Origin of the sequence: Leifsonia sp. ZF2019 (assembly GCF_019924635.1) — a bacterium.
Classification (GTDB): Bacteria; Actinomycetota; Actinomycetes; order Actinomycetales; family Microbacteriaceae; genus Leifsonia.
Genome location: NZ_CP065038.1, coordinates 19192 through 40749 on the forward strand (window position 1 = coordinate 19192; position 21558 = coordinate 40749).

13 protein-coding genes and 2 pseudogenes are annotated in these 21558 nt (G+C 60.9%); 6 read left to right on the forward strand and 9 right to left on the reverse strand.

Translation table 11 applies throughout. The annotated features are described in order from the left end of the window. The first annotated feature begins 721 nt into the window (after positions 1 to 721). Positions 722 to 1606, forward strand: a complete 885-nt coding sequence (locus tag IT072_RS20775; RefSeq protein ID WP_223361086.1) for a hypothetical protein — start codon at positions 722 to 724, stop codon at positions 1604 to 1606. 133 nt (positions 1607 to 1739) lie between these two features. Here IT072_RS20775 and IT072_RS20780 read toward each other — a convergent pair. Next, a pseudogene (locus IT072_RS20780) lies at positions 1740 to 2333 on the reverse strand (integrase core domain-containing protein). Positions 2334 to 2502: 169 nt separating this feature from the next. On the opposite strand from IT072_RS20780, the gene IT072_RS20785 reads away from it, so the two are divergent. Next, a protein-coding gene (locus tag IT072_RS20785; RefSeq protein ID WP_442786821.1) for an IS5 family transposase occupies positions 2503 to 3427 on the forward strand; the annotation gives its coding sequence in 2 pieces (ribosomal slippage) (positions 2503 to 2849 and positions 2848 to 3427; 927 coding nt in all). Positions 3428 to 3626: 199 nt separating this feature from the next. Here the strand turns inward: IT072_RS20785 and IT072_RS20790 are convergent. Next, positions 3627 to 4244 (reverse strand): hypothetical protein, encoded by a 618-nt coding sequence (locus IT072_RS20790; protein WP_223361097.1) that lies wholly within the window; start codon positions 4242 to 4244, stop codon positions 3627 to 3629. A 507-nt stretch (positions 4245 to 4751) separates the two neighbouring features. Here IT072_RS20790 and IT072_RS20795 point away from each other — a divergent pair. The 4 genes and pseudogenes from IT072_RS20795 to IT072_RS20810 form a co-directional block, all read left to right on the forward strand. Next, complete coding sequence (locus IT072_RS20795; RefSeq protein ID WP_223361098.1) at positions 4752 to 5405, forward strand: hypothetical protein; 654 nt, start codon at positions 4752 to 4754, stop codon at positions 5403 to 5405. A 91-nt stretch (positions 5406 to 5496) separates the two neighbouring features. Further along, positions 5497 to 6333, forward strand: a complete 837-nt coding sequence (locus IT072_RS20800) for a hypothetical protein (protein ID WP_223361099.1) — start codon at positions 5497 to 5499, stop codon at positions 6331 to 6333. 66 nt (positions 6334 to 6399) lie between these two features. Beyond that, positions 6400 to 7688, forward strand: a protein-coding gene (locus IT072_RS20805; RefSeq protein ID WP_223361100.1) for an IS3 family transposase whose coding sequence is annotated in 2 segments (ribosomal slippage) — positions 6400 to 6673 and positions 6673 to 7688 — 1290 coding nt in all. Because the reading frame shifts where the segments join, the coding sequence is not laid out codon by codon here. A 16-nt stretch (positions 7689 to 7704) separates the two neighbouring features. Next, positions 7705 to 7908 (forward strand): annotated as a pseudogene (locus IT072_RS20810) (IS5/IS1182 family transposase); the annotation flags it as partial. 286 nt (positions 7909 to 8194) lie between these two features. Here the strand turns inward: IT072_RS20810 and IT072_RS20815 are convergent. From IT072_RS20815 to IT072_RS20845, 7 genes are all read right to left on the reverse strand, one after another. Continuing rightward, positions 8195 to 8872: a hypothetical protein gene (locus IT072_RS20815; protein ID WP_223361101.1), complete on the reverse strand. Its 678-nt coding sequence runs from the start codon at positions 8870 to 8872 to the stop codon at positions 8195 to 8197. A 121-nt stretch (positions 8873 to 8993) separates the two neighbouring features. After that, a complete protein-coding gene (locus IT072_RS20820; RefSeq protein WP_223361102.1) occupies positions 8994 to 12827 on the reverse strand; it encodes a hypothetical protein in 3834 nt (1277 codons plus the stop codon). A gap of 1948 nt (positions 12828 to 14775) precedes the next feature. Next, positions 14776 to 15700 (reverse strand): IS5 family transposase gene (locus tag IT072_RS20825; protein WP_442786818.1). Its coding sequence is split into 2 segments (ribosomal slippage): positions 14776 to 15355 and positions 15354 to 15700, totalling 927 coding nucleotides; the frame shifts between segments, so codons are not numbered across the junction. A 231-nt stretch (positions 15701 to 15931) separates the two neighbouring features. Beyond that, the gene (locus IT072_RS20830) at positions 15932 to 16663 is read right to left on the reverse strand and encodes an NYN domain-containing protein (protein WP_223361103.1); all 732 of its coding nucleotides are present in this window, start codon (positions 16661 to 16663) and stop codon (positions 15932 to 15934) included. 94 nt (positions 16664 to 16757) lie between these two features. Next, on the reverse strand, positions 16758 to 17411 hold the full coding sequence (locus IT072_RS20835) for a hypothetical protein (protein ID WP_223361104.1): 654 nt from the start codon (positions 17409 to 17411) through the stop codon (positions 16758 to 16760). Positions 17412 to 18052: 641 nt separating this feature from the next. Beyond that, positions 18053 to 18931, reverse strand: a complete 879-nt coding sequence (locus IT072_RS20840) for a ParA family protein (protein ID WP_263282078.1) — start codon at positions 18929 to 18931, stop codon at positions 18053 to 18055. Between the two features lie 737 nt (positions 18932 to 19668). Beyond that, positions 19669 to 21483, reverse strand: coding sequence for a hypothetical protein (locus tag IT072_RS20845; RefSeq protein ID WP_223361106.1), 1815 nt, complete (start codon positions 21481 to 21483; stop codon positions 19669 to 19671). Positions 21484 to 21558: the final 75 nt, after the last annotated feature.

Here is a 21558-nt window from a genome sequence, read left to right on the forward strand (position 1 = left end):
GCCGGCAGGGATCGTAGTGGAGGTGCTACCCGCTAGGGAACCACGTCGCGGTGACCGAACTGCTATGACGTCTCGCAGGAATATTTGGGCTCCGTTTGCCCGAATGGATCCGATGGCGTCCGCGTCTGTGCAACCAGTGTTGGGATCCTCGGGGGGGCAGGGTGCGGATGTGGTGCGGGATGCGGTGACAACGTCCGCGTCTCACACCGTCCCAACCCCGCCGCCGGCAACTATTTACACCGCCCCGGTAGCCTCTGACCTGTCGTTTGTGCAAGAAAGCAGCAGAACGGTTATCAACCAGACTCCGATAACCATGACCCCAAGCTCCCACACAACAAACACACAGGTGAACGTGGCCTCGTTGAACGTGGCCACAAATCAGACTCTGCAAAGTGTCGCACTGATTCCCGGCTACTCTCAGACGCAACCAAACGGGTTGCCGTTACCCGGGGACGCGAGCGGCCCGATGGAACTTTTCACAGAGAACTACGATTATCCCAATAATGTGCGGATCACACCGACCAGCCCGTTGGTGCCGCTATTCACAGTGACTTGGGATCCTGCTGTTCGAACAAACCCGTACTCCCCTGTGATTGCGGGGCACCAGGTGTTCATGAGGTACTACAACGCAGACGGGACTTTGCCGGCCTGGGGATCGGCTACTACTAGTAGCCATAACGCGCCTGGAGCTGATAGTTCCTCGTTGACGGAGGAGTTAGGGGTGAACGATTTCGGACGCAGGTTCCAGGTCGCTGTCCTTGCCTACGATGAGAACAATCAACTAATTGGTTCGGATACGGGGTACCCCCCGGAGGCTCTCCCGGGTAACTACCGGGCCATTTATGGTCCCCCTGCCCAGCTTGGGGGCCCAACAGACCAGTACATCGTCCAGGGAGAAGTAGGCAGCGAAATATCTCCCGACCTGGTATGGGTTGATGAGGTCACCACCCGGTACCAATGGGAACACTCCACAACCGGGGTATCGTTCGCACCCATCACTGATGTTCCCGGTATTACGGGAGAAACCACGGACACTCTCACGTTCGGGACAGCACAAACACCGATCGATAGGGATCTTCACGAGGGGTGGTACCAGGTGCGAGTGACCACCGGATTCGGTGAAATCCATGCTGGGCCCATCCATGTCACCGTATCTACCTACGACCTGCCCGACCTGCTGGATCAAGCACCACAACCAGGCGACGCACTGGTCGCGAACCTGGGTACCGTGGGGGATGCGTCCATCACCGGGCAAAGCTACCCCGAACCGCCCAAAGAAACCCGCACCCCCCAAACCCACCCAGACCCAACAGGGTCGGGGCAGGGAGACACGACGGGCCAGAAGTACCTCACCCCATCCACCTACAGGTGGTTGAAAATGGACCCCGACACGAACTTCTTCACCCAGATCGCGAACCCGGACACCACACTCCAAACAGATGACCTTGAAGAGGGCTACCACACCCTCACCTTCGGGTACGTCGACAACAACGGGAAAACCCACGGCGTCTCGTTCTCCGACGCCGGGTTCTACATCCTCGAAATCGTCGACACCTACGGCAACACCGCTTACACAGACCCAGTAGAACTCATCGTCCAAAACTAATTCCGGGAAGGATGGATTTATTCGGATCAGAGACGCTCTGAGGCTAGGGTGTGTCTGCCAATGGGCCGGCGGTGTGCTGAGAGTCTGTGATCGTGTCGCGATTCCAAATGCTCTCGGATGCACGGTTGATGGTCTAGGTGTACTGTCCGGGGAGGTTGGTTAACCGGGTGATGGGTGGTTGGTTGCGGATGGCGGTGTGGGGCCGATGATGATTGTATTCGTGCAGCCATGCTGGCAGTGCTTTGCGGTGGGCTGACTCCGACGTGTAGTGGCGGCTGAATGCCTATCCGTCGGCGAGGGTGCGGTGGAAGCGCTCGATCTTTCCGTTGGTCTGTGGCCGGTAGGGGCGGGTCTTCTTCGCGGTGATGCCGAGTTCGGCGCAGGCGTCCCGCCAGGCGTGGGATTTGTAGGCAGACCCGTTGTCGGACAGAACGCGGTGAACTACGACGCCGCGGTCTGCGAACCAGGCCACGGAGCGCCGGAGAACACCGATCGCGGTGACCGCCTTTTCCTGCGATGTTCGGTTCGGGCTGTGGTGTGGTCTCGAGGATCGGTCCATCATCCCGTTGCCCCCGAGGGCCCGGTATCGGTCTGCCCACCGTTTCGCGGTCGGCCAGGCGACATGGAAGAACGCTGCCGCGTGAGCGACCGGCCAGCCTTCATCAACGATCAGGCGTGCGATCCGAAGACGGTGACGCGGAGTCAGAGCAGCATTAGCGTGGGACATGAAGACCTCCTGGGGAAGCGGAATCTAGACAGTTCCACTCCACCCCGGGAGGTCCTCCCAACACCTCAACGACTACAGCGAGTCGTCACAGCTCAACCAACCTCCCCGGACAGTACACCTAGGGCGTGTCTTCTAACCGTTGTTGTGGTCGTGGTGCAGGCTGGGCGTTGTGTCGCGGTCTCGGGTGTTGTCGGATTCTCAGTGGGAGCGGATCGCGTCGTTGATGCCGGCCCCGTCGCCGAAGGGCGGTCGCCCGTTCGGTGATCATCGTTTGGTGGTCGAGGCCATCATTTGGCGGTATCGGACCGGGATTCCGTGGCGGGATCTGCCGGCGGAGTTCGGTCCCTGGCAGACGGTCTGGAAGCGTCACAACCGATTCAGTCACGACGGCACCTGGGACCGGGTGCATGCTGCGCTGTTGACTGAGGCCGACGCGGCCGGGGTGCTGGATTGGACGGTGAGCGTGGATTCCACGATCAACCGAGCCCACCAGCATGCGACCACCTTCGCCCGTGTCGAGGAGCCCGCGGGCCGCCGCCCCACCAACACCCCAGGGGGCACGATCGAATCACAAGAATCTTCGTCAGGAACCCGCTGACCACGCGATCGGCCGCTCGCGTGGCGGCCTGTCGACGAAGATCCACCAACTCGTCGATGGCAACGGACTCCCGCTTGTCGTGCTCCTCACGCCGGGCCAGTCCGGTGATTCGCCGATGTTTGACGCCTTGATGGGACAGCTCCGAGTAGATCGAATGGGTCGAGCTCGCACCCGGCCCGACGCCGTCCGCGGCGACAAAGCGTATTCATCACGCGCAATCCGCTCCCACCTCCGCCGACGCGGTATCGCGGCAGTCATCCCCGAACCCGACGATCAGAAGCGACACCGCCTCAACCGCGGCAGCGCGGGCGGCAGACCACCCCGATTCGACGCGATCAACTACCGAGGACGGAACGTCATCGAACGCGGCTTCTGCGACACCAAGCAATGGCGAGGCCTCGCCACCCGCTACGACAACCTCGCCGTCACCTACCGGGGAGCAGTCGTCCTCCGCGCAATCACACTCTGGCTCAAACGGTTAGAAGACACGCCCTAGCGCCCGTTACGTCTATGAGGCCACGCCATCCTCAGGATGACCGTCGCCAGAGCAGCGAGGAAAGTGAGGAGAGTCGCGATCAGCACGGGGAGAACGGAACCGACCTGGTTGAAAAACAGCACAGCCAGGGTCACTCCGGCAACGGCAAAGAGGACCGTCACCCATCCCAGTGTGATGAGTAGGAGTTTTCGCATCTCACTCACTGTCCACCACACCAGGGAACGCCAGTCACGTGAAGGGTCTCCCCACGCCCGGCGGCATTGCAGTATGAAACGGCGGCAGCTCCCAAGCCCAACATTGCGCTTGCGATCACGGCAAGCAGAGCCACCGGTGCAGCCACACCCGTTGCGCCCAGAATTCCGGCAAGCCCGGCCACGCCCAAACTGCCTGCTGTCCACAGCGCAATAATCCGGTTGACCTTGCAGGTGTCGATTTCTAGGTGCATCCCCCATTTGTCCTGCCAGAATCGGTCCCTCCCGGCACAACCACGCACGTCACGCTGGAACGTTGCCGCCGCGCGAGCCTGGTCGGCCGTCAGTGCTACGACGATCCCCTGCGCAGTGCCGCCAGCGAGCACTACTCCTTCAGCGAAGTCCCTGGCAAAGGCCTGATCGCTTCCTGCGTTGATTGCGGCCGAGTAATCGAATGTGCGTGTCTGCTCGTTGAAGAAGTTGAGCGCAAGGTCGCGGCCTGCCGAGGTGTCCAGAGCGACGTCTACTTGTTTGGTTGGCGGCGCCGCATTCGCCGGCCCGGCAATAACGCCGCTGGCAATAACCACCGCGGCCGCGGCACCGATGAGGATTCTACGAAATTTCATCTCGTTCTCCGTCCGTGAGCGCAACATCGCGCTCAGCCCTCGCAATGTTCTCGCTGAAATCCCACCGGCCCGCTGGCGTGCCGTCGGAGGGGGCAAAGATTCACCCTCCGATGACAGACTCCATTTCTCCTGATGGACGCCACCTGAGCAACCCAACCAGCAGAAAAGAGCTGTCCAACTTTTGGGTTCATTTCAGCTCCGCGTCCTCGCACACCCCTGGCCGTACCGCACCGTGTACCGGTGGCTTACTCCCAAACTTGCAGGCGGGGTGCCGGAGCATCGAGAGGGGGGAAGCGTACTGGGTGGGGGTGTCCGAGGCTCGACCGATCGCCGCGGGCGGGTGATTTTTCTTACTTCTTGCGTGCTGCGCCCTGGTGGTTTCCCCGAGGGCTTAGTTTCGCACTCGCATCCTGCTGGGGTTTTCCTTCGCCGTTCGATTGAGCGGAGGGAGAGTCTGGGCCGGTTTTCTGTATGCGACAACGATGACGAATTGGAATGAGGCCATAAATGCGACGCAACATCATGGGGGAACACAAGGGGTGGGGAATCGTCGGCGCTGGTGCGGTCGCGTCGATTGCCCTCGCGCTTTCTGTGACAGGTTCGCTTTCCGGGTTCACTGCGAGTATCACGAACCCGAATAACCGGGTCACGACGGGGACCTTGTCAATGGAGGAGCAGGGGCTGGACACGGATGGCAGCCCGCAGGGTGCGGCGTGTACCAGCGATGGGAAAGGCACTGCGAAGTGCACCACGGTGAACTTGTTCGGGTCGGGTAGCGTAACCTCCCCGCTCGCTCCCGGTGGTACCAACGAAACCGATGTGGTTATTAAGAACACGGGCACAATCGACGCGAAGACCTTCGCGTTGGCCCCGACCACTGCGTGCACCTCAAGCGGTGGCGGTGTTGGGGGAGGGGCAGCACCCACTGATTTTTGTGATCAGGTGCATCTGGAAGTAGCCATTGATGGGACCACGTATTTCAGCGGCTCGCTGACTGCCTTTGCCGCTAACACGGCACCAAACGTGATTCAACCTCTGCCGGCTGTCGCCGCTGGAGACAGCAAGACCCTCTCCTTCACCACGACCCTGCCGCAAACGCTGGGCAACGAGTACCAGAGCACACAGGCGCAAGTCGGCGCCAAGTTCACCTTCGCGGCTTAAACCGCGGACGACACATCACATGGTTCTGTCGGCAGGTTTCTGACCTCTGTCGGCAGAACCATGTGATGCATCACCGTGTATTCACGGTTGGGTGGCCGAGAATAAGGGAGCTCTTGTGAGACGCACCAACACGTGGGTGATCTTGTCGGTCACTGCCGCGATGGCATTCGCCTTCACCGTCGCGTCACTGGCGGGGGTGAGATGGTTTATCACCGAAACACCATCCATGGGGACCGCCGGACCAGTTGGCAGCCTCGTGGTATCGGCCCCCACACCGTTTGACGCCCTCCGAGCCGGTGACGTCATCACGTTCAGGCCGCCCACTAACCCGAACGAGGTCTACACACATCGCATCAGCACGCGCACCGCCAGCGAACTCACCACACGAGGAGACCTCAACCCAACAACTGACCCCTGGCGCCTCACCCAAGCAGACATCATCGGCTCCTCCATCCTCCTCCCCGGCGCCGGGTGGCTTGTGGAGTTCCTCCCCTACCTCGCCATCGCAAGCATGATCGCAGTGATCCTCCGCCCTCAACTTTCACCGCCGCTCCGCGGCCCCACGTGGCTGATCTGTACTTTCCTCGCCCTCACAGCTTTCCTAACCGTGGTACGACCGATCGGGCAAGTCGAACTCATCTCCGCGACCACCACCAACACCCACACAGACGCCTACATTGTCTCTACCTCCCTCCTGCCCATCAACGTGCAAGCCCTCCCGCCAGCCCCCGAACACAACACCAGCACCCTCAACAACGGCCAAACAGCCCACCTCCACGCTGCCAACACACCCAACCACCACTACAACCTCCACACCACCATCGCTCTCCCCCCAAGCGGATGGGCCCTCCTCCTCCTGCTCTGCTCCACCTGCCCCCTCACCTGCCTCAACGCCACACGCAAGCTCAACAACCCAATGGCAACATGAGCCGTTCTGAACTGAACCGGTCCGCTTTTCAGCCGCTTGTATTTGAGGTGCTGAGAGGATGACACAATGCCACGCAAGATCGACCCAATCGTTCGTAGTCGAGCTGTTCGGTTGGTGACCGAGCACCGATCGGAGTACACCTCCGAGACCGCTGTCCGGGCCCAGGTCGCCGAATCCTTGGGGGTGTCCCAGGAGTCGATCCGGCGGTGGGTGCAGCAGCACGAGATCGACGCCGGCGCGGTCGACGGGGTGACCACGATCGAACGGGAAGAGATGCGCCGGCTGAAGTCGGAGAACGCCCGCCTTCGTGAGGTGAATGCGATCCTGCGTTCGGCAGCGATTTTCTTCGCGGGGGAACTCGACCCCCGCAACCGCTGATCGTGGCGTTCGCCGACCAGATGCGCGCGTCTGGTCATGCCGTCGAGTCGATCGTGACCGCCCTGAACATCGGCGGCTTCACGATCGCGGCACGGACGCTCAGGGCCTGGCGGTCCCAGGCTCACACGGTCGCAGCAAGAACCGTCACCGACGCCATCGTGGAGGACGCCGTCCGTGCGATCGCGTTCCGTATCACCGCGGAGGGTGAGCGGGTGCTTGCGCCGGAAGGTCTCTATGGCCGCAGGAAGATGCTCGCCGCCGTGCGCCGTCAGTATCCGGCGGCCGGGATCAAGGCCGTCGTCAAAGCGATGCGCTCCCTTGGGTTGTCGGGTGTGGTGCGCGGCCGAGCACCGCGGACCACGATCCCGAACCCGCGGGATGCGCGGCCGCAGGACCTGCTGGAACGTAACTTCACCGCGCCGGCACCGGACCGGGTGTGGGTGACCGACTTCACCTATGTGCGCACCCACACAACGTTCACGTATGTCGCCTTCGTCGTCGACTGCTTCAGCCAGCGCATTGTCGGCTGGAACGCTTCGATCAAACGCGACGTCGAGCTCGTCGACGTACCCGTGCGGATGGCACTCTGGCAGCGCGAACGCGACGGCCGGCCCATCGAACGTGGCCAGTTGATCCATCACTCGGATGCCGGCAGTCAATACACGTCCGTGAAGTTCTCCGAGCACCTGCAGCTCGAGGGCATCCGCCCGTCGATCGGTTCGGTTGGCGACGCATATGACAACGCCCTCATGGAGACCATCAACGGGCTCTACAAGACCGAATGCGTCCGCACCGACGTGTTCCACGACGGAGCATTCAAGACTGTTGACGACGTCGAGTACGCCACCTCTGCCTGGGTCGAGTGGTACAACTCCAGACGCCTCCACGGCTCCCTCGGGATGCTCTCCCCTGCAGAGTTCGAGGCGGCCCACTACGCTGACACAGAACATACGAGTGAGCTAACGAGCCGCACGTAAACCACCGGCCGAAAACCGGGCCAGTTCACGCGGCGGCAGGCCGGTCGGGCTCGACGCCGCCGACTACAACAACCGCAACCTGATCGAGCGCCGCCACTGCCACACCAAGCAGTGGCGCGGCCTCGCTACCCGGTACGACAAGCACGCCATGATCTACCGCGCCGTCGTCGTCCTCAACGCCGTCATCGCCCGGACCCACACATTGTCAGACACGCCCTAAACGCTCAGCAGTCCCAACTTCATTGGTTGGAACTGAGTTGGGCACCCCAGATCCTCGCCATCGTCGCCACCGCAGCGAGCGATCGTCGCCGGTGCCCTATCTCAGCGATTGTCCGCCGCGGTCCCACCCATCGTCCCATAACAGATCTTCGCCGGGGGAACCCATGCTTGTGTCCCTCGCCACAGTGATTCCCACGTTCGTTTCTCTCAGAAAGACACGTACCAGAGAGAACCTGGCCACTACCCCATAATCCCGGATGTCGTCAAACCATCCCTGGTCAAGGCGGCTATCGGGTTGCGGAGCAGTCGGCGGTGGCGTGGGGTCCGGTCGCTTTTTGTTGGGAGATGATTTTGCCATCAACGGTGATGGTGCAGAAAATGGTTCCACCGGTTTTGTCGGTGGAAGCAACCAGTTTGTAGGTGGTTTCGTTGGTGAGGATGCGTTTATCCGCATCAATCTTTTTGCGGAACGGGGCCGCGGGTTGGACATAGTTGACGGTGGCGGGTTGGAAGTTGTCCCCACTGTGACCGATGCTTGGGTCAGCGTAGGTGATTCTATCGATCGTTCCATTGTCGATGGTTACGTCGTATTGAACGGTCGTGGTCCCCGCCGGTAGAGCAAAGATGGGCAGGCCCGGCCGACCAAACAAGAAGGATGCTCCGCTCATAATCGACATCACGGAAACAATGATCGCCACGACCCAGGCGACTGCGGCGATGATCAGAGAAACCCAAGTTACGCGGGTGTGATGGTTTTTCGCGATAAGGCTATAGATCGTTATTGTCAACGCGGCTGCGGCTGGTAACCATGCGGTGAAGCTGAGGATCGGGATGAACGCGAAAATGAATGCGATTATCGCGAGGACCAACCCAACGAGACCCAGTCTTTGTTCGGTAGTTTTCGACGCTTTTACTGGTTCTGGTCTTGTTTCTGCGTTTTCTGGTTTGGTGTCCTGTTCACGCATTATCTTGCCCCTTGGTTTCCGTGTTAACAGCAGTGACTTTGCTGAGGATAATAGTTAAGCCGCGGGGACCGCGGCACCCGGTTGGACCAGGGCCGCGACCCCGCAGCGGCGGTTTTATGTGTTATCCGAGGATCGCCGCGTCATACGACCACACCTTGCCGCTCTCGGTCGTGTAGTACAGCAAGTTGTCGTCGTATTGAACATTGATCGACGTGACCTTCTCCGGTGTCCAGCCCGCTGACGGGGCAGATGTTTTCTCCAACTCCAGAGTGGACCGTTTCAGCGAATAGATTTTCCCGGTGCTGTTATCAATTGCATAGACCCGGTCCGTTTTCGGGTCCGTGCTGATAGCGGTAAAGCTGGCTCCCTCGAACTTTTGCTTGCTGACGATCTCGTTTGTTTGGGTGTCGACCGCGATCACCCACCCGGAGTCACTCACGAAATAGACCCGGTGGTTAGCCTCATCAGCCACAGCCTTTTTCCACGCACCACCAAAACTGGCATCAATTATCTCTGGTTGCCCCCCAGAACCCGCGACCCAAATATTGCCTCCATCGGAGTCGGACGTGACATAGGTGCGGTGAACCGAAGAGTCTTCGGCCATGACAACCGAGTTGTCATAATTGTTGCCGAGATTACCTAAATCATTTACGTCTTGGTACCCCTCCATCGGTATAGAGAGAAGTGAGACAGGGCCAGAGAAAGCAGCGTATGGCTTGAACATGGCAGTGAAATAAATCCTCTTCGAGTTTGTATCAAGCGATATGCCATAAGCACGCCACGCATCCGGTCGCGCAAGTCCCTGGAAAGCGTCGAATGACTTCACAACTTTATCCGCGGAAGTGTCGATGACTTTGATCTGGGAGTTCTTGAACAGGGCATAGGCAAGGTGACTGTCCTGATCAACCTTGATTGGTCCGTCACCCCCTCCCGGAATATTCTTGATTATCTGATCATTCCCTGTGTCCATCACGACAACGTCGCCGTCCTTAGTTGTGAGGTAGGCACGGTGATTGGTTTCGTCTATCGCTGAATCCACAACACCCACACCTAAGTCCTGTGCTCCGGTGTGGAGAATCGTGATCGCGACAGGATCCGATTCGGAACCCTTATCATCCCGAGCGACTACTTCAAAAGCTCCCGGGCGCATCTGTCGTGTTTCACACGCCCACGACTTGTCTGGCTGCACTGTTGCCTCACACAACGGGGCCACATGCTCATTCTTGAACGCCACACTCAGCTTCACGCCCGGTGTGCCATGCCCGGAGAAATCAACCGTGGTGGTGCCCTGCGGGAAAATGTGATCCTGCTCTGGAGAGTCAATGGTCAACGCGTCCACCGTGAAATCACTGTCCACCGTCCGCGGATCTTTCATCCCCAAGTCGTTATCCAACTGGTATGTGGTCGCTTTGTAGGCTTGGCCTTTCTTCAAACCCGTGACCGTGCAGCTCCAGTTCTGGGGCGTATCAACCTCGCCCGGAACTGGAGCAAAACACCCCTCCGTGCCCGGCACATCCACGTTCACGATCATGCCGCCGGCCGCGGTCCCCGAGAAATCAACCGTTGAACCATTCTGAGAAACCTCCCCCCCTGCTGCAGGAGACGTCACCGTCACGGCGGCAGCCTTAGCGATCGTGAACGCAGACGTAACCTCAGATTCTTGTCCCGCAACGGTTTGCCAGGCTTTCCCTGACCACGAACCTAATTTTGCGTGGAAAGCACACGCCCAATAGGACGCGCTTCCAACGGTGGTTGACGCTGATTTACCATCACCTGGCGGGTTCGAGGTTGGTGTATCACCATCATCCCCCTCTTCAGGTTTACACCCGCTTTTTCCACCGACCGGCTCCAAATGATCCGAACCGCTATCCGCCTGCACCGCTTCCACGTGGACCCTGTCGCCGAGGGCACCGAATCCATTTAGGTTGAGAATTTGATTCGGGCCAAAGTAAGGGACTTTCTTGTCCTTCGCTGGGTTCTCCCATGTCAGCTTATGGGTCACGTGAATCGTCAGAGTTGTCGTCGCCTCGCCGAACTGGGTATTCGTATCCATAACCGTGATATCGACGTCATCCCCTGCCGGAAAGTATGACTCACCCTTAGCGTTTTTGCCTGTGCAGGACCACGTAGTGTCTTGTTTCACCAGGATCTGCTCACACCCACTCCCCTGGGGAATGTCCTTCCCTTTCACTGTCGCAGTGACCTTCAACACGTCACCCGGAGTAGCTGTCCCGCTGAACACGGCAGGCTGCTTCAAACCAAACCTTGCCTTATCCGCTGGGGAAGTCACTACGGGGCTCACCGGCCGAACCGACACCGTCCGCGACGTGGAAGCCCCCGAATCATCACCGGACTGGGTTACTTTGATCTGATTCTTCCCAATAGGCAGAAGATTATTGTTGTCGTTCCCCGCTATGCAGCCCCATACCCCATTCTTGTCAACCGGAACCTTGTCACACACCACCGAGTCGGTCTTGTGCGCAAAATCGTTCGTGGTTTTCACTGTCACTGTCTGACCCGGCGTCGCACTCCCCACAAACCGGACCGGATCCCCCGAAACTACAGAGAGCTCTTCGTCAGTTGGCTCGATCACCGTCAGCGGATCATCGACGATCGTCACAGTTCGATGCTTCGGAGATCTTGTATCACCGGACTGGGTTATGGTGAGGACGTTCGTGCCTACAGGCAGAAGATTCTCAAGCTCCTTCTTCGACGTACACGACCACTTACCCTCGCTATCAACAGGCACCCGATCACACACCATCAGGGAGCCGTCTTCGCTCTTCACGGTGACAGTTTGACCCCGTGTCGCCGTCCCGTCAAACGTGATCTCGTCCCCATAAGCGCGGGTTATCGATTCATCCTTCGGGTCAGTGACCGACAAAACATCATCGACGATAGTGACAGTGCGGTGCTTTGCTGCATTTGAACCCGACTGCGAAAACTTGATTTTATGCGTGCCGAGCCCCAAGAGAGGACCCGGAGAGCACGACCAGTCCCCATCAGAGTCGATCTGTTTACTACACAAAATATCGCTCGTGGACGTGTCTGTCACCGTTAGTTGCTTGCCCGGCGTCCCACTCCCCTCGAAGTGCGTTCGCCAGCCATAATCCTTTGTGATCCGGCTTTCGCTCGGGTCTGTCACCTTCAACTCGACATCTGTGACATTCAAAACAATCGACGCCGAGCTACCAGGGCGTGTCTCCGAAGCCGTGAATGTCTGGTCACCCGTCGGTGCGGTAATCTTTCCGACACATGACCAAGTAGTACCCGACTTGCGGTCATCCTCACAAACAAAGTCGCTACTTTCGCCAACCGTCACTTTCACCGTGTCATCCACACTTCGAGTGCCGGAAAATTCGAACGTGTCCCCGTAGACCACGTCGTCATCACCTTGATCGATGGTCACAGGCAAAGCAGCCGTCATTGTGATCCGAACAAACCGGCTCCATCCCACCTTGATAGTCGGATCAATACCTACCGGTTCGAGCCACAACCCCTCAACATTCTCACCATTCACGGACCACGGAATCTTCCCGTCACAAGACTGAAGCCAGGAGATCCCGGAGCCAGTGCAGACTTCCTGTGAGGCATCGGGGCCGCCACTCGAAGTTCCTGCGCCGATTCTGACCCGTCCTTCCGGCATACCCACCCCAGCGGCCGAAGTGGACAAGAATCCGTATGACTTACCTTCGGTAAAATGATCAAGATCCGAACTGCCTCCTACCGTTAGTAAGCGGGGATTCTGAAAATAAAACTCCTGCGACCCCCCCTCGCAGGAAGCATCAGTGTTGTATGAGTCAATGCCGCAACTGGTGGCAGCGCCTGGAATTACTGTGGTGAATTTGGTTTTCCAACCGTCGTGGTCGGTGTGCCAGTGCTCCCATTTCATTCCCGCCTGCTGGTTGTGACCCATCTCATCCGTCCAGGTGACGTTCCAGCTAATACGTTTCATGCGATTACCGCTAAGGGGATCAGCGCAACCCCAGTTACCCCACAAACCGGTCACCGAATTAATGTCATACCAACTTCTACCGAGAGTCTGACCGGGATCAAGAGTGAAGGATTTGGTCTCGTCTTCACCTGACCCCGGGTCAATGCATAACCAATTTGTGCGCGAAACCGTCAACTTAAAATCTGTGTTGTTGCTTATGTTAAGAGTCCACCGCGCATCTGTTTGTAGGGGTGGGGTGATGGTCCCCTCTGGGGTAGGAACAGCCGGATCTGTTTGAGCCGGAGGTTCCGGGGTTGGTGAGTTTTGATCAGTCGGGGGCGGGGTAGGGTTGGGGGTGCTGTCGGGCGGGGTAGGGGCAACATTTGTTGTGACTGGTGCGCTCGGGTCGGTGGGTGCCGGGGTTGGATCTTCAGCCTGAGCGGGAGCGACGATTCCGACCAGTAACGCGATTGTGGCAAGGAAAACCCCGCCACCGATTAGTTTTCTGCGCATCATTCCCCTTTGAGTCCTTCCTCAAGCACCGGACAACAGCGGCTTGGTTCTCTTAAAGCTCTTTCACAACAATGAAAAGATCATCCCAACCGAGGCCCCAAGAGGCCGGCCGTCGACGAAAGACGCAAATTCGCCGAGCACGGCGTCCAGGGCTCGGATTGGCAGACGCGATAGTCCATTGAGTGACAATACGTTCAATAGGGCGTAGATGGATAGTCCCAACGTGAGTGCGCTGACCCCGCCCAGTAGCCGCCCAAGGATTGTGCTCTTCATGTGTGCTCCTTTGCTCACATGGGCATTCCAACCGCTGCCACCCGGTGCACCCGCCCATGTACAGCGAGAACATATGAATTCACCCCACCACTATTGCGGGAGATGGAACGCGTGGACCGTTCCCCAGAAGCAGTCCCACGTCCTTCTCGTACCTCCCGAGTTGGTACCGGGGTCTGAGCGCGTGTGGGTCTGTGCGTTGATGCGTGTCGTAGGTGTGGGTTTCTAACGTGGATTTATGAACACAACAGGTCGTCGGAATCAAAAGAATCGAAGTGCTCGTGGGCGGGATGCCCGCGGACAGCTGATCGGGCGCCGGGAGAACGCCGTCGTGGTGGGTCCTTCTCTCGGCGGCAGCGTGCAAGGGAGGGAGTTGACAGCCCGGCTGAGAGCGAACCGGGCGGCTGGGCCGACGGCGAAGGAGGGCACCTGAGATGCGTTCCCAGGTGACAACGGGTGCTGCCGGGGTTATCGCTCGCCTCGGCCATGTTCGAGTGGATCGAGGGCTTCTACAACCCGCTCCGGCGACACACCAGCCTCGGCAACCTCAGCACCGCCGACCATGAAGCCCTTCACACCACCGCCGAAATCGCGGCATGATCAAGGGTCAGGCTCCCGTCAGGAAAGGGAAGAACATCCACTGGTTCCCGTGTGAACTGGTTCGACTCTGAAAGCGTGGAGCAAAGCCAATACGTTGATGGAGAAAGGCGGTTTCATGGCAATCACAAAGAAGCGATTCCTCACCGAGCTCGGAATTGCGGGTGCGATCATCATCAGCGGTGTAGCGGCGCCCAGTCTGGCGCAAGCCGCAGAACCAACTGATGTTTCACCTTGCGAGACGTTTCAGAACTTAGCTTCTGGTGAGGATTATCCGACGTGGGACGAGGTGGCGTCCGAACGGGCGTGTCAGGCGGATATTGAGGCGAAGATGACAGCTTGTCAGCGGATCCCCCCGTTCTCCGCTGAGGGTATAAAGTGTCAGAACGAAGTAGAACGTGCTATAGCACAACGCGATGCCGGTTTACGACAGAGGGCTCACTAAGGTGGAGAGAATTGGAGCTACCTTTGCTCCGATGACTACTGGACGTGCTCTCGCCCTAAAAGGCCTGGTGCCTCTGCGCATGTTATAAACCGACAAGCAAGAAAACACGCAACCCTGTGTCATAAACCTCCCTCCGTTGCACACCTAGGGCGTGTCTTCTAACCGTTTGAGCCAGAGTGTGATTGCGCGGAGGACGACTGCTCCCCGGTAGGTGACGGCGAGGTTGTCGTAGCGGGTGGCGAGGCCTCGCCATTGCTTGGTGTCGCAGAAGCCGCGTTCGATGACGTTCCGTCCTCGGTAGTTGATCGCGTCGAATCGGGGTGGTCTGCCGCCCGCGCTGCCGCGGTTGAGGCGGTGTCGCTTCTGATCGTCGGGTTCGGGGATGACTGCCGCGATACCGCGTCGGCGGAGGTGGGAGCGGATTGCGCGTGATGAATACGCTTTGTCGCCGCGGACGGCGTCGGGCCGGGTGCGAGCTCGACCCATTCGATCTACTCGGAGCTGTCCCATCAAGGCGTCAAACATCGGCGAATCACCGGACTGGCCCGGCGTGAGGAGCACGACAAGCGGGAGTCCGTTGCCATCGACGAGTTGGTGGATCTTCGTCGACAGGCCGCCACGCGAGCGGCCGATCGCGTGGTCAGCGGGTTCCTGACGAAGATTCTTGTGATTCGATCGTGCCCCCTGGGGTGTTGGTGGGGCGGCGGCCCGCGGGCTCCTCGACACGGGCGAAGGTGGTCGCATGCTGGTGGGCTCGGTTGATCGTGGAATCCACGCTCACCGTCCAATCCAGCACCCCGGCCGCGTCGGCCTCAGTCAACAGCGCAGCATGCACCCGGTCCCAGGTGCCGTCGTGACTGAATCGGTTGTGACGCTTCCAGACCGTCTGCCAGGGACCGAACTCCGCCGGCAGATCCCGCCACGGAATCCCGGTCCGATACCGCCAAATGATGGCCTCGACCACCAAACGATGATCACCGAACGGGCGACCGCCCTTCGGCGACGGGGCCGGCATCAACGACGCGATCCGCTCCCACTGAGAATCCGACAACACCCGAGACCGCAACACAACGCCCAGCCTGCACCACGACCACAACAACGGTTAGGAGACACGCCCTAGATGTTGCCGGGTAAGACGTCCGGGCCGAAGCGCCGTGCGGTCCGTCTGCAATGGGTGGCACAAAAAACTCGGCCCCAGAGGGGCCGAGTGGTATGCGTTCATACTATCGGGCATAGCGCTTATTTGTAAACATCACCGCCACCAATCAACGCTACTCGTCGCCGCTAAGGACCCCTCGATCTACCAGCCCTGCGGTCGCACCGTCCGCCCAACCGCGTCCGGCAGCTGCGCACTCTTCAGGTCCAGCGGAGTGAGCTGATACCACCAGTGGCCACCAACCCCATCTGCGGGGGTTCCCCCTAGCTTGCCAGCACGATAGCTCTTGGTCGGGTTGATCAGTCCGACGGGCACTCGCTTGCGCGCTTCCGCCACAGGAAAAGCGAGATCGCTATCGTTGCTCACCACGACCGCCGCGTCCACCCGATCGCCGAGCACATCCAGCAATAGATGCGAAGCAACGTTGACGTCGGAACCTTTCTCCTCGCGCCGAGCTACAGATGCCATGAACACGGCATCCGGTTGCGCCACTCCGGTCGAGTCCTGGATCATGACTGGCCAATGCGGGACCGTCAAGACCGGTTTCCCATTCGGGCCAGCGGTCGCTAACGGGGCGGTGGAAGTTCGGGAGACGTAGTTACCCATCGACAGCTCGTCGACGGCTCCCGCGGCCGTCAACGCTCGCAAGTACACATCCTGATCGCGCTGACCGCTCGGATTCGAGGCACCACTGATCCGAGCGGTGCAATAAACCACACGCGTTGAAGCAACGCCCAACCATCCCGACTGAGAACCGATCACCGACGTCACCAGGTCGCGGAGATGCAACCACCGCCAACCCGCCGTCGACTTGCCACACAACCCCCGCGCCCCGTAGTACAGGTTGAACCCGTCCACGTACACACCTACTCGCATCCCCCCACACTATTTCCCCCGAAGGCCGGCTCCTGCAGTAAACGCTCACCGCACAGCACCCGCCCACTCCCCCGCACCTATCGAGGAAAAGTGATCAGCTGTCCCCTGCGAGGTAGGGGGCCTGATTCGCTACCTCAGAGAACGACATCGTCCAGTTCTCCGGCAGGTAGTGCTCCCCCGCGGCCTGGAACAGCACCTCGTTGCCGACGTCGTCCGGGTCATCGAACAGCACCTGGACGTCGTCGTCCTCGAACAGCAGCCCGCCGAGCTCGTCCCGCCACCCCGGATCGAGCCGGATCCCGTTGTCGTCGACGACGACCTGAACCTGCCCGATCAGCAGCCATAGCGCGATCTCCTCGAGCACCGACACCGGATGCGCCCACTCCCCCGTCAGTCGCGCCGTGACCGCCCCAGCGGCCACGATCAGCTGACGTACGAAGTGCGGCGAGTAGTGCGCCGCGAAGCGTCGCGGAAGGCCACCACACACCGGCTCCTGCTCCCACCCCCACGGCCGACCCGCGACAATGGCGGCGACGGCCCGGCCATGCTCCTCAAACAACTCCTCCACCAGCTGAGACGCAGCCACCCACAGAGCGCCCTGCAGCAGAGCGAACTGCTTCAACTCCCGGCGCCGCGTCAGCTCGTCAAGCTCACCATATGAAGCCGCCTCATCATGCACCTCCGCCAGGAGCCGGGCGACACCCTGACACCGCTCCCCCACCCGTCGCAGCTCGATCTCGGTCGCCATGCGCACACCTCCAGCCACGAAGGCTACCGCTCGTCGCCTCGATAATTCAGATCGCTCGTGCCCGAACAACGGAACGGCCCCGCGACTTCAGAACGTCACGGGGCCGATCAGCAGGCCTTAGCTCCCGAGGGGTCGTCCGGTGCGGAATGCTTGTTGGTTCGGAGGGTATGGCTCGCCGTTGTTGAATTCGCTCTGCAGGCGAGCGATCTCGCGCAGTAGAGCCCCTTCGACGAGTGCTTGCAGAGAGTTGTACCCGCCATCCAGTCCACCAGTCCTAAGAACGGCGGTCTGGGCGCGAAGACGTATCCAATTCCTCAGCTGCAGGGTTTGCGTCACTTTGCTGAGGTCCTCGCCCGGCTCAGGCTCGGGGAGGAGCAGTGATTCGTCCCTGTTACCCGCTCGGCTCCGTGCAGCAGCTGGCTTTGGTCGAGGAAGTTCCTGCTCTGCCGCGAACGTTGGCGTTGAGGACTTGGACGAATCCGTCTTCCGGGGACCGCTCGGCGGGGACACCGTATCCAGTTGCGTGGGTTCGATCACAGCGGTGCTCGCGAGAGCGACTTCATCCACACCGGTGTTGATGCGCTCTACCTGCGGCGCGAGGCGCGGCGCGACCGCATCGCTGGGTCGCCGTCTCTGGGTGCTCATGCTGCCTCCTCCGCCCTGGTTATCACGCGGTCCACAAACCTCTCCGCCAGGCGGTCATAGATCGCTGTCACTTCACGTCCACGCCGGTTCCGGTACTCGCTCACGGAGGCACCCGCCCCGTCAGCTTCCTTAATTCGGGTGAAGCGCGGGATAAAGCTGGGCATGCGGTACTCGTTCCCGCCATCGTCGAGGTCGACCACGCTGCCCCCCACGTCGAGCCGAAACAGCTTGCTCTTGACCGCGTCCGGGAGGCCGGCGAGCTGGAAGTCGTGTTCGGCGCTGCGGTCGTACGCGTTCACGATGTATCCGGTCACGCGGAGCGTCGGATTACCGAGGTCCACAGCATGATCTTCTACGAAGGTCTCCATTCGCATCGCTCCCCCGACGGTGTCGTACTCAGGGTCGAATACCACGAGCACTTCGTCTGCGGCCGCCATGGCCATCTGCACCAGGTGCCCTAGGTCAGGTCGTGTGTCGATGAGCACGAAGTCATAGCGGTCGCTCCACTGTGAGAGAGCCTTCCTCAGCCGTCGGACTGATCCGATCGCGCCGGCCTCCTGTTCACGGTTGATCAGGTCGAACCGCGAGGGGATGATGTCAATCAGTTGGGCCTCAGCAGTTGGCTCCCCCGACTTCTCGTCGACCCAGTTCGCGCCGAGCACGACTCCTTCTGCTGCGCCGTCGGCGTTCTGCTTGATCGCTTCTGAGACGGTCGCGAAGGGATCATCATCGTATTCATATCCCAGCCGACGTGTGAGATTTGCCTGTGGGTCCATGTCCACTACGAGGATCCGGAACCCCATCCGCGCTAGCGCAGCAGCAAGCTGGATCGTCACTGAGGTCTTGCCCACTCCCCCCTTGTGATTCCCGATCATGAACACACGCGGTCGCTTTGTCAGCGCCAACAGGCGTCGTCGAAGAGTTCTAGGTCCCACGAGTCTCCTCATCTCAAAAACACTTGCCTTTCAAGTCTTGTCTTTCTTGCGTTACTTCGGCGGTAAACACGCCGTCTTCACGCTATTGCAAGATAGACAATAAACCCAAGTCTTTATTGTCTATCTTTCCTTGCGTTGAATACGTTTGTTACGTGGCTTTCAACTCTTTCTTTAGATGTTGAACGCCATGATTCCTCTTGTGGATCGATACAGGCCAGAAGGGAAAGTCAGCGGATCATGTCGGCGATCTCGCGGTCGCTGGTCGCTGGTCGCTGGTCGCTGGTCGCTGGTCGCTGGTCGCTGGTCGCTGGTCGCTGGTCGCTGGTCGCTGGTCGCTGCGAATGCTACGTCTGTTGACGCGTTCCGGATCGCGTCGATGAAGGGGGCGTAGATCTCGACTCGGGCGGTCTGGTAGGCGTCGAGTTACGCGGCATCGCGGATCCGCGCCGTCTCGGCGCACCGCTTCCGCTCAAGACGTATCGACTCGGCACGCTGATCCTGCAGGAGAGCTGCAACCGCCTTGCGTGCGCGTCGGATTCGTCTCGTCGACGTGCGCGGCGTGATGGTGCCCACCCGTTTCCCCCTTTGGTGCTGTGCGGCCTCGGCCGCGGTCTTGTATGTTCGCCGAAAACATACTGTCTGGAAGCTGCATGGGGACTCGAAACGCCTGGACGGCTTCAGTGTCGGCGGTCGAGGGCGGTGTGGAGTTGGGGGAGGGTGAGGCGGAGGTGGGTTGTGGGGGTACCTGCGGTGTTGAGGTTGTAGTGGGCGTGGGTGCCGGCGGTGCGGGGGACGATGAAGGCGATGCTGGTGACCGGTTCCAGGCCGTCGGCGGGGTGGGGAGTGCGGGTGCGTTCGTCGTTCCAGCGGATCTCGCCCTGGGCGAGCTCGTGGAGGTCGAGCGTCCAGCCGCGGCGGGTGAGGCGCTCGTGGAGGGCTTGGATCTCGGCGTGCAGGTCGCGGGCGGGCGTCTCGAATTCGTGGGGGTGGCGGCCTTCGCCGAAGAGGACGTCGGTGATCGCGCGCCGGGCGGTGCGCAGCTGCGCACGGCGGGTGTCGCGTTCGGCGGCCGCGGCCGCGTGCAGCTGCGAGAGGGTGAACTCGGCGTCGACGACGTCGGCCTGGTCGTCGACGGGAGCTGCGGGCGAGGGGCCGGCCGGCGCCGGCCGGGACGCCGTGGCGGCCGCCGGCTGGTAGGCGGGGTTCCAGGGGGAGGGCGGGGTGATGGTGCGGGGGGTGTCGCCGGCCGTGATGGTGGCTTTGACCATCCACGTGAAGTAGCCGATCGGGTCATCGGCGGCGGCGACACGGGCGGCGGCGGTGAGTTTGTCGGTGGCGAAGCGGCGTTCGACTTGCTCGACGATCTGCCACCAGGTCCAGGCGTCCAGGTCGACACCGGCCTGCAGCAGCGCTGCTTCCAGTCGGCCGATCCGGTTGACCAGCGGGAATCCGGACTTCCCGATGCGTTCGCGGGTGAATGCCCCGCGCAGCTGGGCGGGATCGGCGGGCGCCGCCGTGTCGGGGGAGAGGATCATGTCTTTGCCGGAGCTCCACTGGTCCAGGCGAGCCAGCAGTTCGATCCGTCCCGGCGTTCGCGGGGTCTCGGGAACGTAAGCTGATGCTTCCTCAGAAACAACCCGCTTTATTCCAGGCTGTGCGCTCGAAGAGCGCTCCATCTCCCGTAGGGGGAGGTGATCTAGGTTTTCTGGACCAGTTGTGTTTGAAGAGCGAAGCGGGGATAGGTCGGAAATCGTCGTATCGGTGCAGGACTTATCCACAGGTCGAACCGGGGCAGCCGTCCGTGCTGCAGGGGAGCTTGCGAGGGGCGTCCCGCCGGCGGCGGCGAGGCGGGCGGGGGTGGTGCAGGCGAAGACGTTGGCGGCCGCGGTCTGGGTGCCTTCGTGGGTGTGGAACGCTTCGGCGCGCTCCTCGCGGGAGAGCATGTTGCGCCCGGTCGCCATCCGGCGCAGCAGGCCGACGTGCTCGAGCATCTTCACGCACTTCGCCACGGCGCTGTCCCCGATGCGGATCGGGCGGCCGCTCCCGCGGCTGGTGTTGGCCAGCACCCGGGCGCGGACGGTGCGGTAGGAGATGGTGACGTGGCGGCCGGTCTTGCCGTCCGCAGCCTCGGAGAGCACGTAGGCGACGGCAAAGGCGGTGCGGTTGGCCATCTTCCACTTCGCCCGTGCTTCCAGCCACAGCGGGTCGTTGTCGTTCTGCAGGTCCAGCAGGATGTCGCGCCACTGCCGGCGGGACTCCCAGCACGGGACGGCCGCCCAGGCGCCGGGCTCGATCGGGATCGACCAGCTGGTCTTCTCCCGCACGCGCCCCTCAGGGGTCGGCGGCGCCTGCCGGGCGAACTCCTCGAGCGAATCCAGCGCCTCCCGCGCCGTCCGCACGCTGGCGGTGGCGAGCGGGTAGCCGGCCGGGCGCCGGGACGCCTGCGCGGCTGTGAGGGCGCGGCGTTTGGCCTTAGCCGTGGTGGCTCTCATGACCGGGGTGGTCCTTCCTGGAAATGGGCGCAGCAAAGCTGCCGACATGTGCTCGGCACTGTTTTCGGGCGCAAC

Coding starts and splice junctions, on each gene's coding strand:
- IT072_RS20820 (WP_223361102.1), bottom strand. CDS start 12,827: ATGAAACGTATTAGCTGGAACGTCACCTGGACGGATGAGATGGGTCAC.
- IT072_RS20815 (WP_223361101.1), bottom strand. CDS start 8,872: ATGCGTGAACAGGACACCAAACCAGAAAACGCAGAAACAAGACCAGAA.
- IT072_RS20845 (WP_223361106.1), bottom strand. CDS start 21,483: ATGAGAGCCACCACGGCTAAGGCCAAACGCCGCGCCCTCACAGCCGCG.
- IT072_RS20795 (WP_223361098.1), top strand. CDS start 4,752: ATGCGACGCAACATCATGGGGGAACACAAGGGGTGGGGAATCGTCGGC.
- IT072_RS20790 (WP_223361097.1), bottom strand. CDS start 4,244: ATGAAATTTCGTAGAATCCTCATCGGTGCCGCGGCCGCGGTGGTTATT.
- IT072_RS20840 (WP_263282078.1), bottom strand. CDS start 18,931: ATGATCGGGAATCACAAGGGGGGAGTGGGCAAGACCTCAGTGACGATC.
- IT072_RS20830 (WP_223361103.1), bottom strand. CDS start 16,663: ATGCGAGTAGGTGTGTACGTGGACGGGTTCAACCTGTACTACGGGGCG.
- IT072_RS20835 (WP_223361104.1), bottom strand. CDS start 17,411: ATGGCGACCGAGATCGAGCTGCGACGGGTGGGGGAGCGGTGTCAGGGT.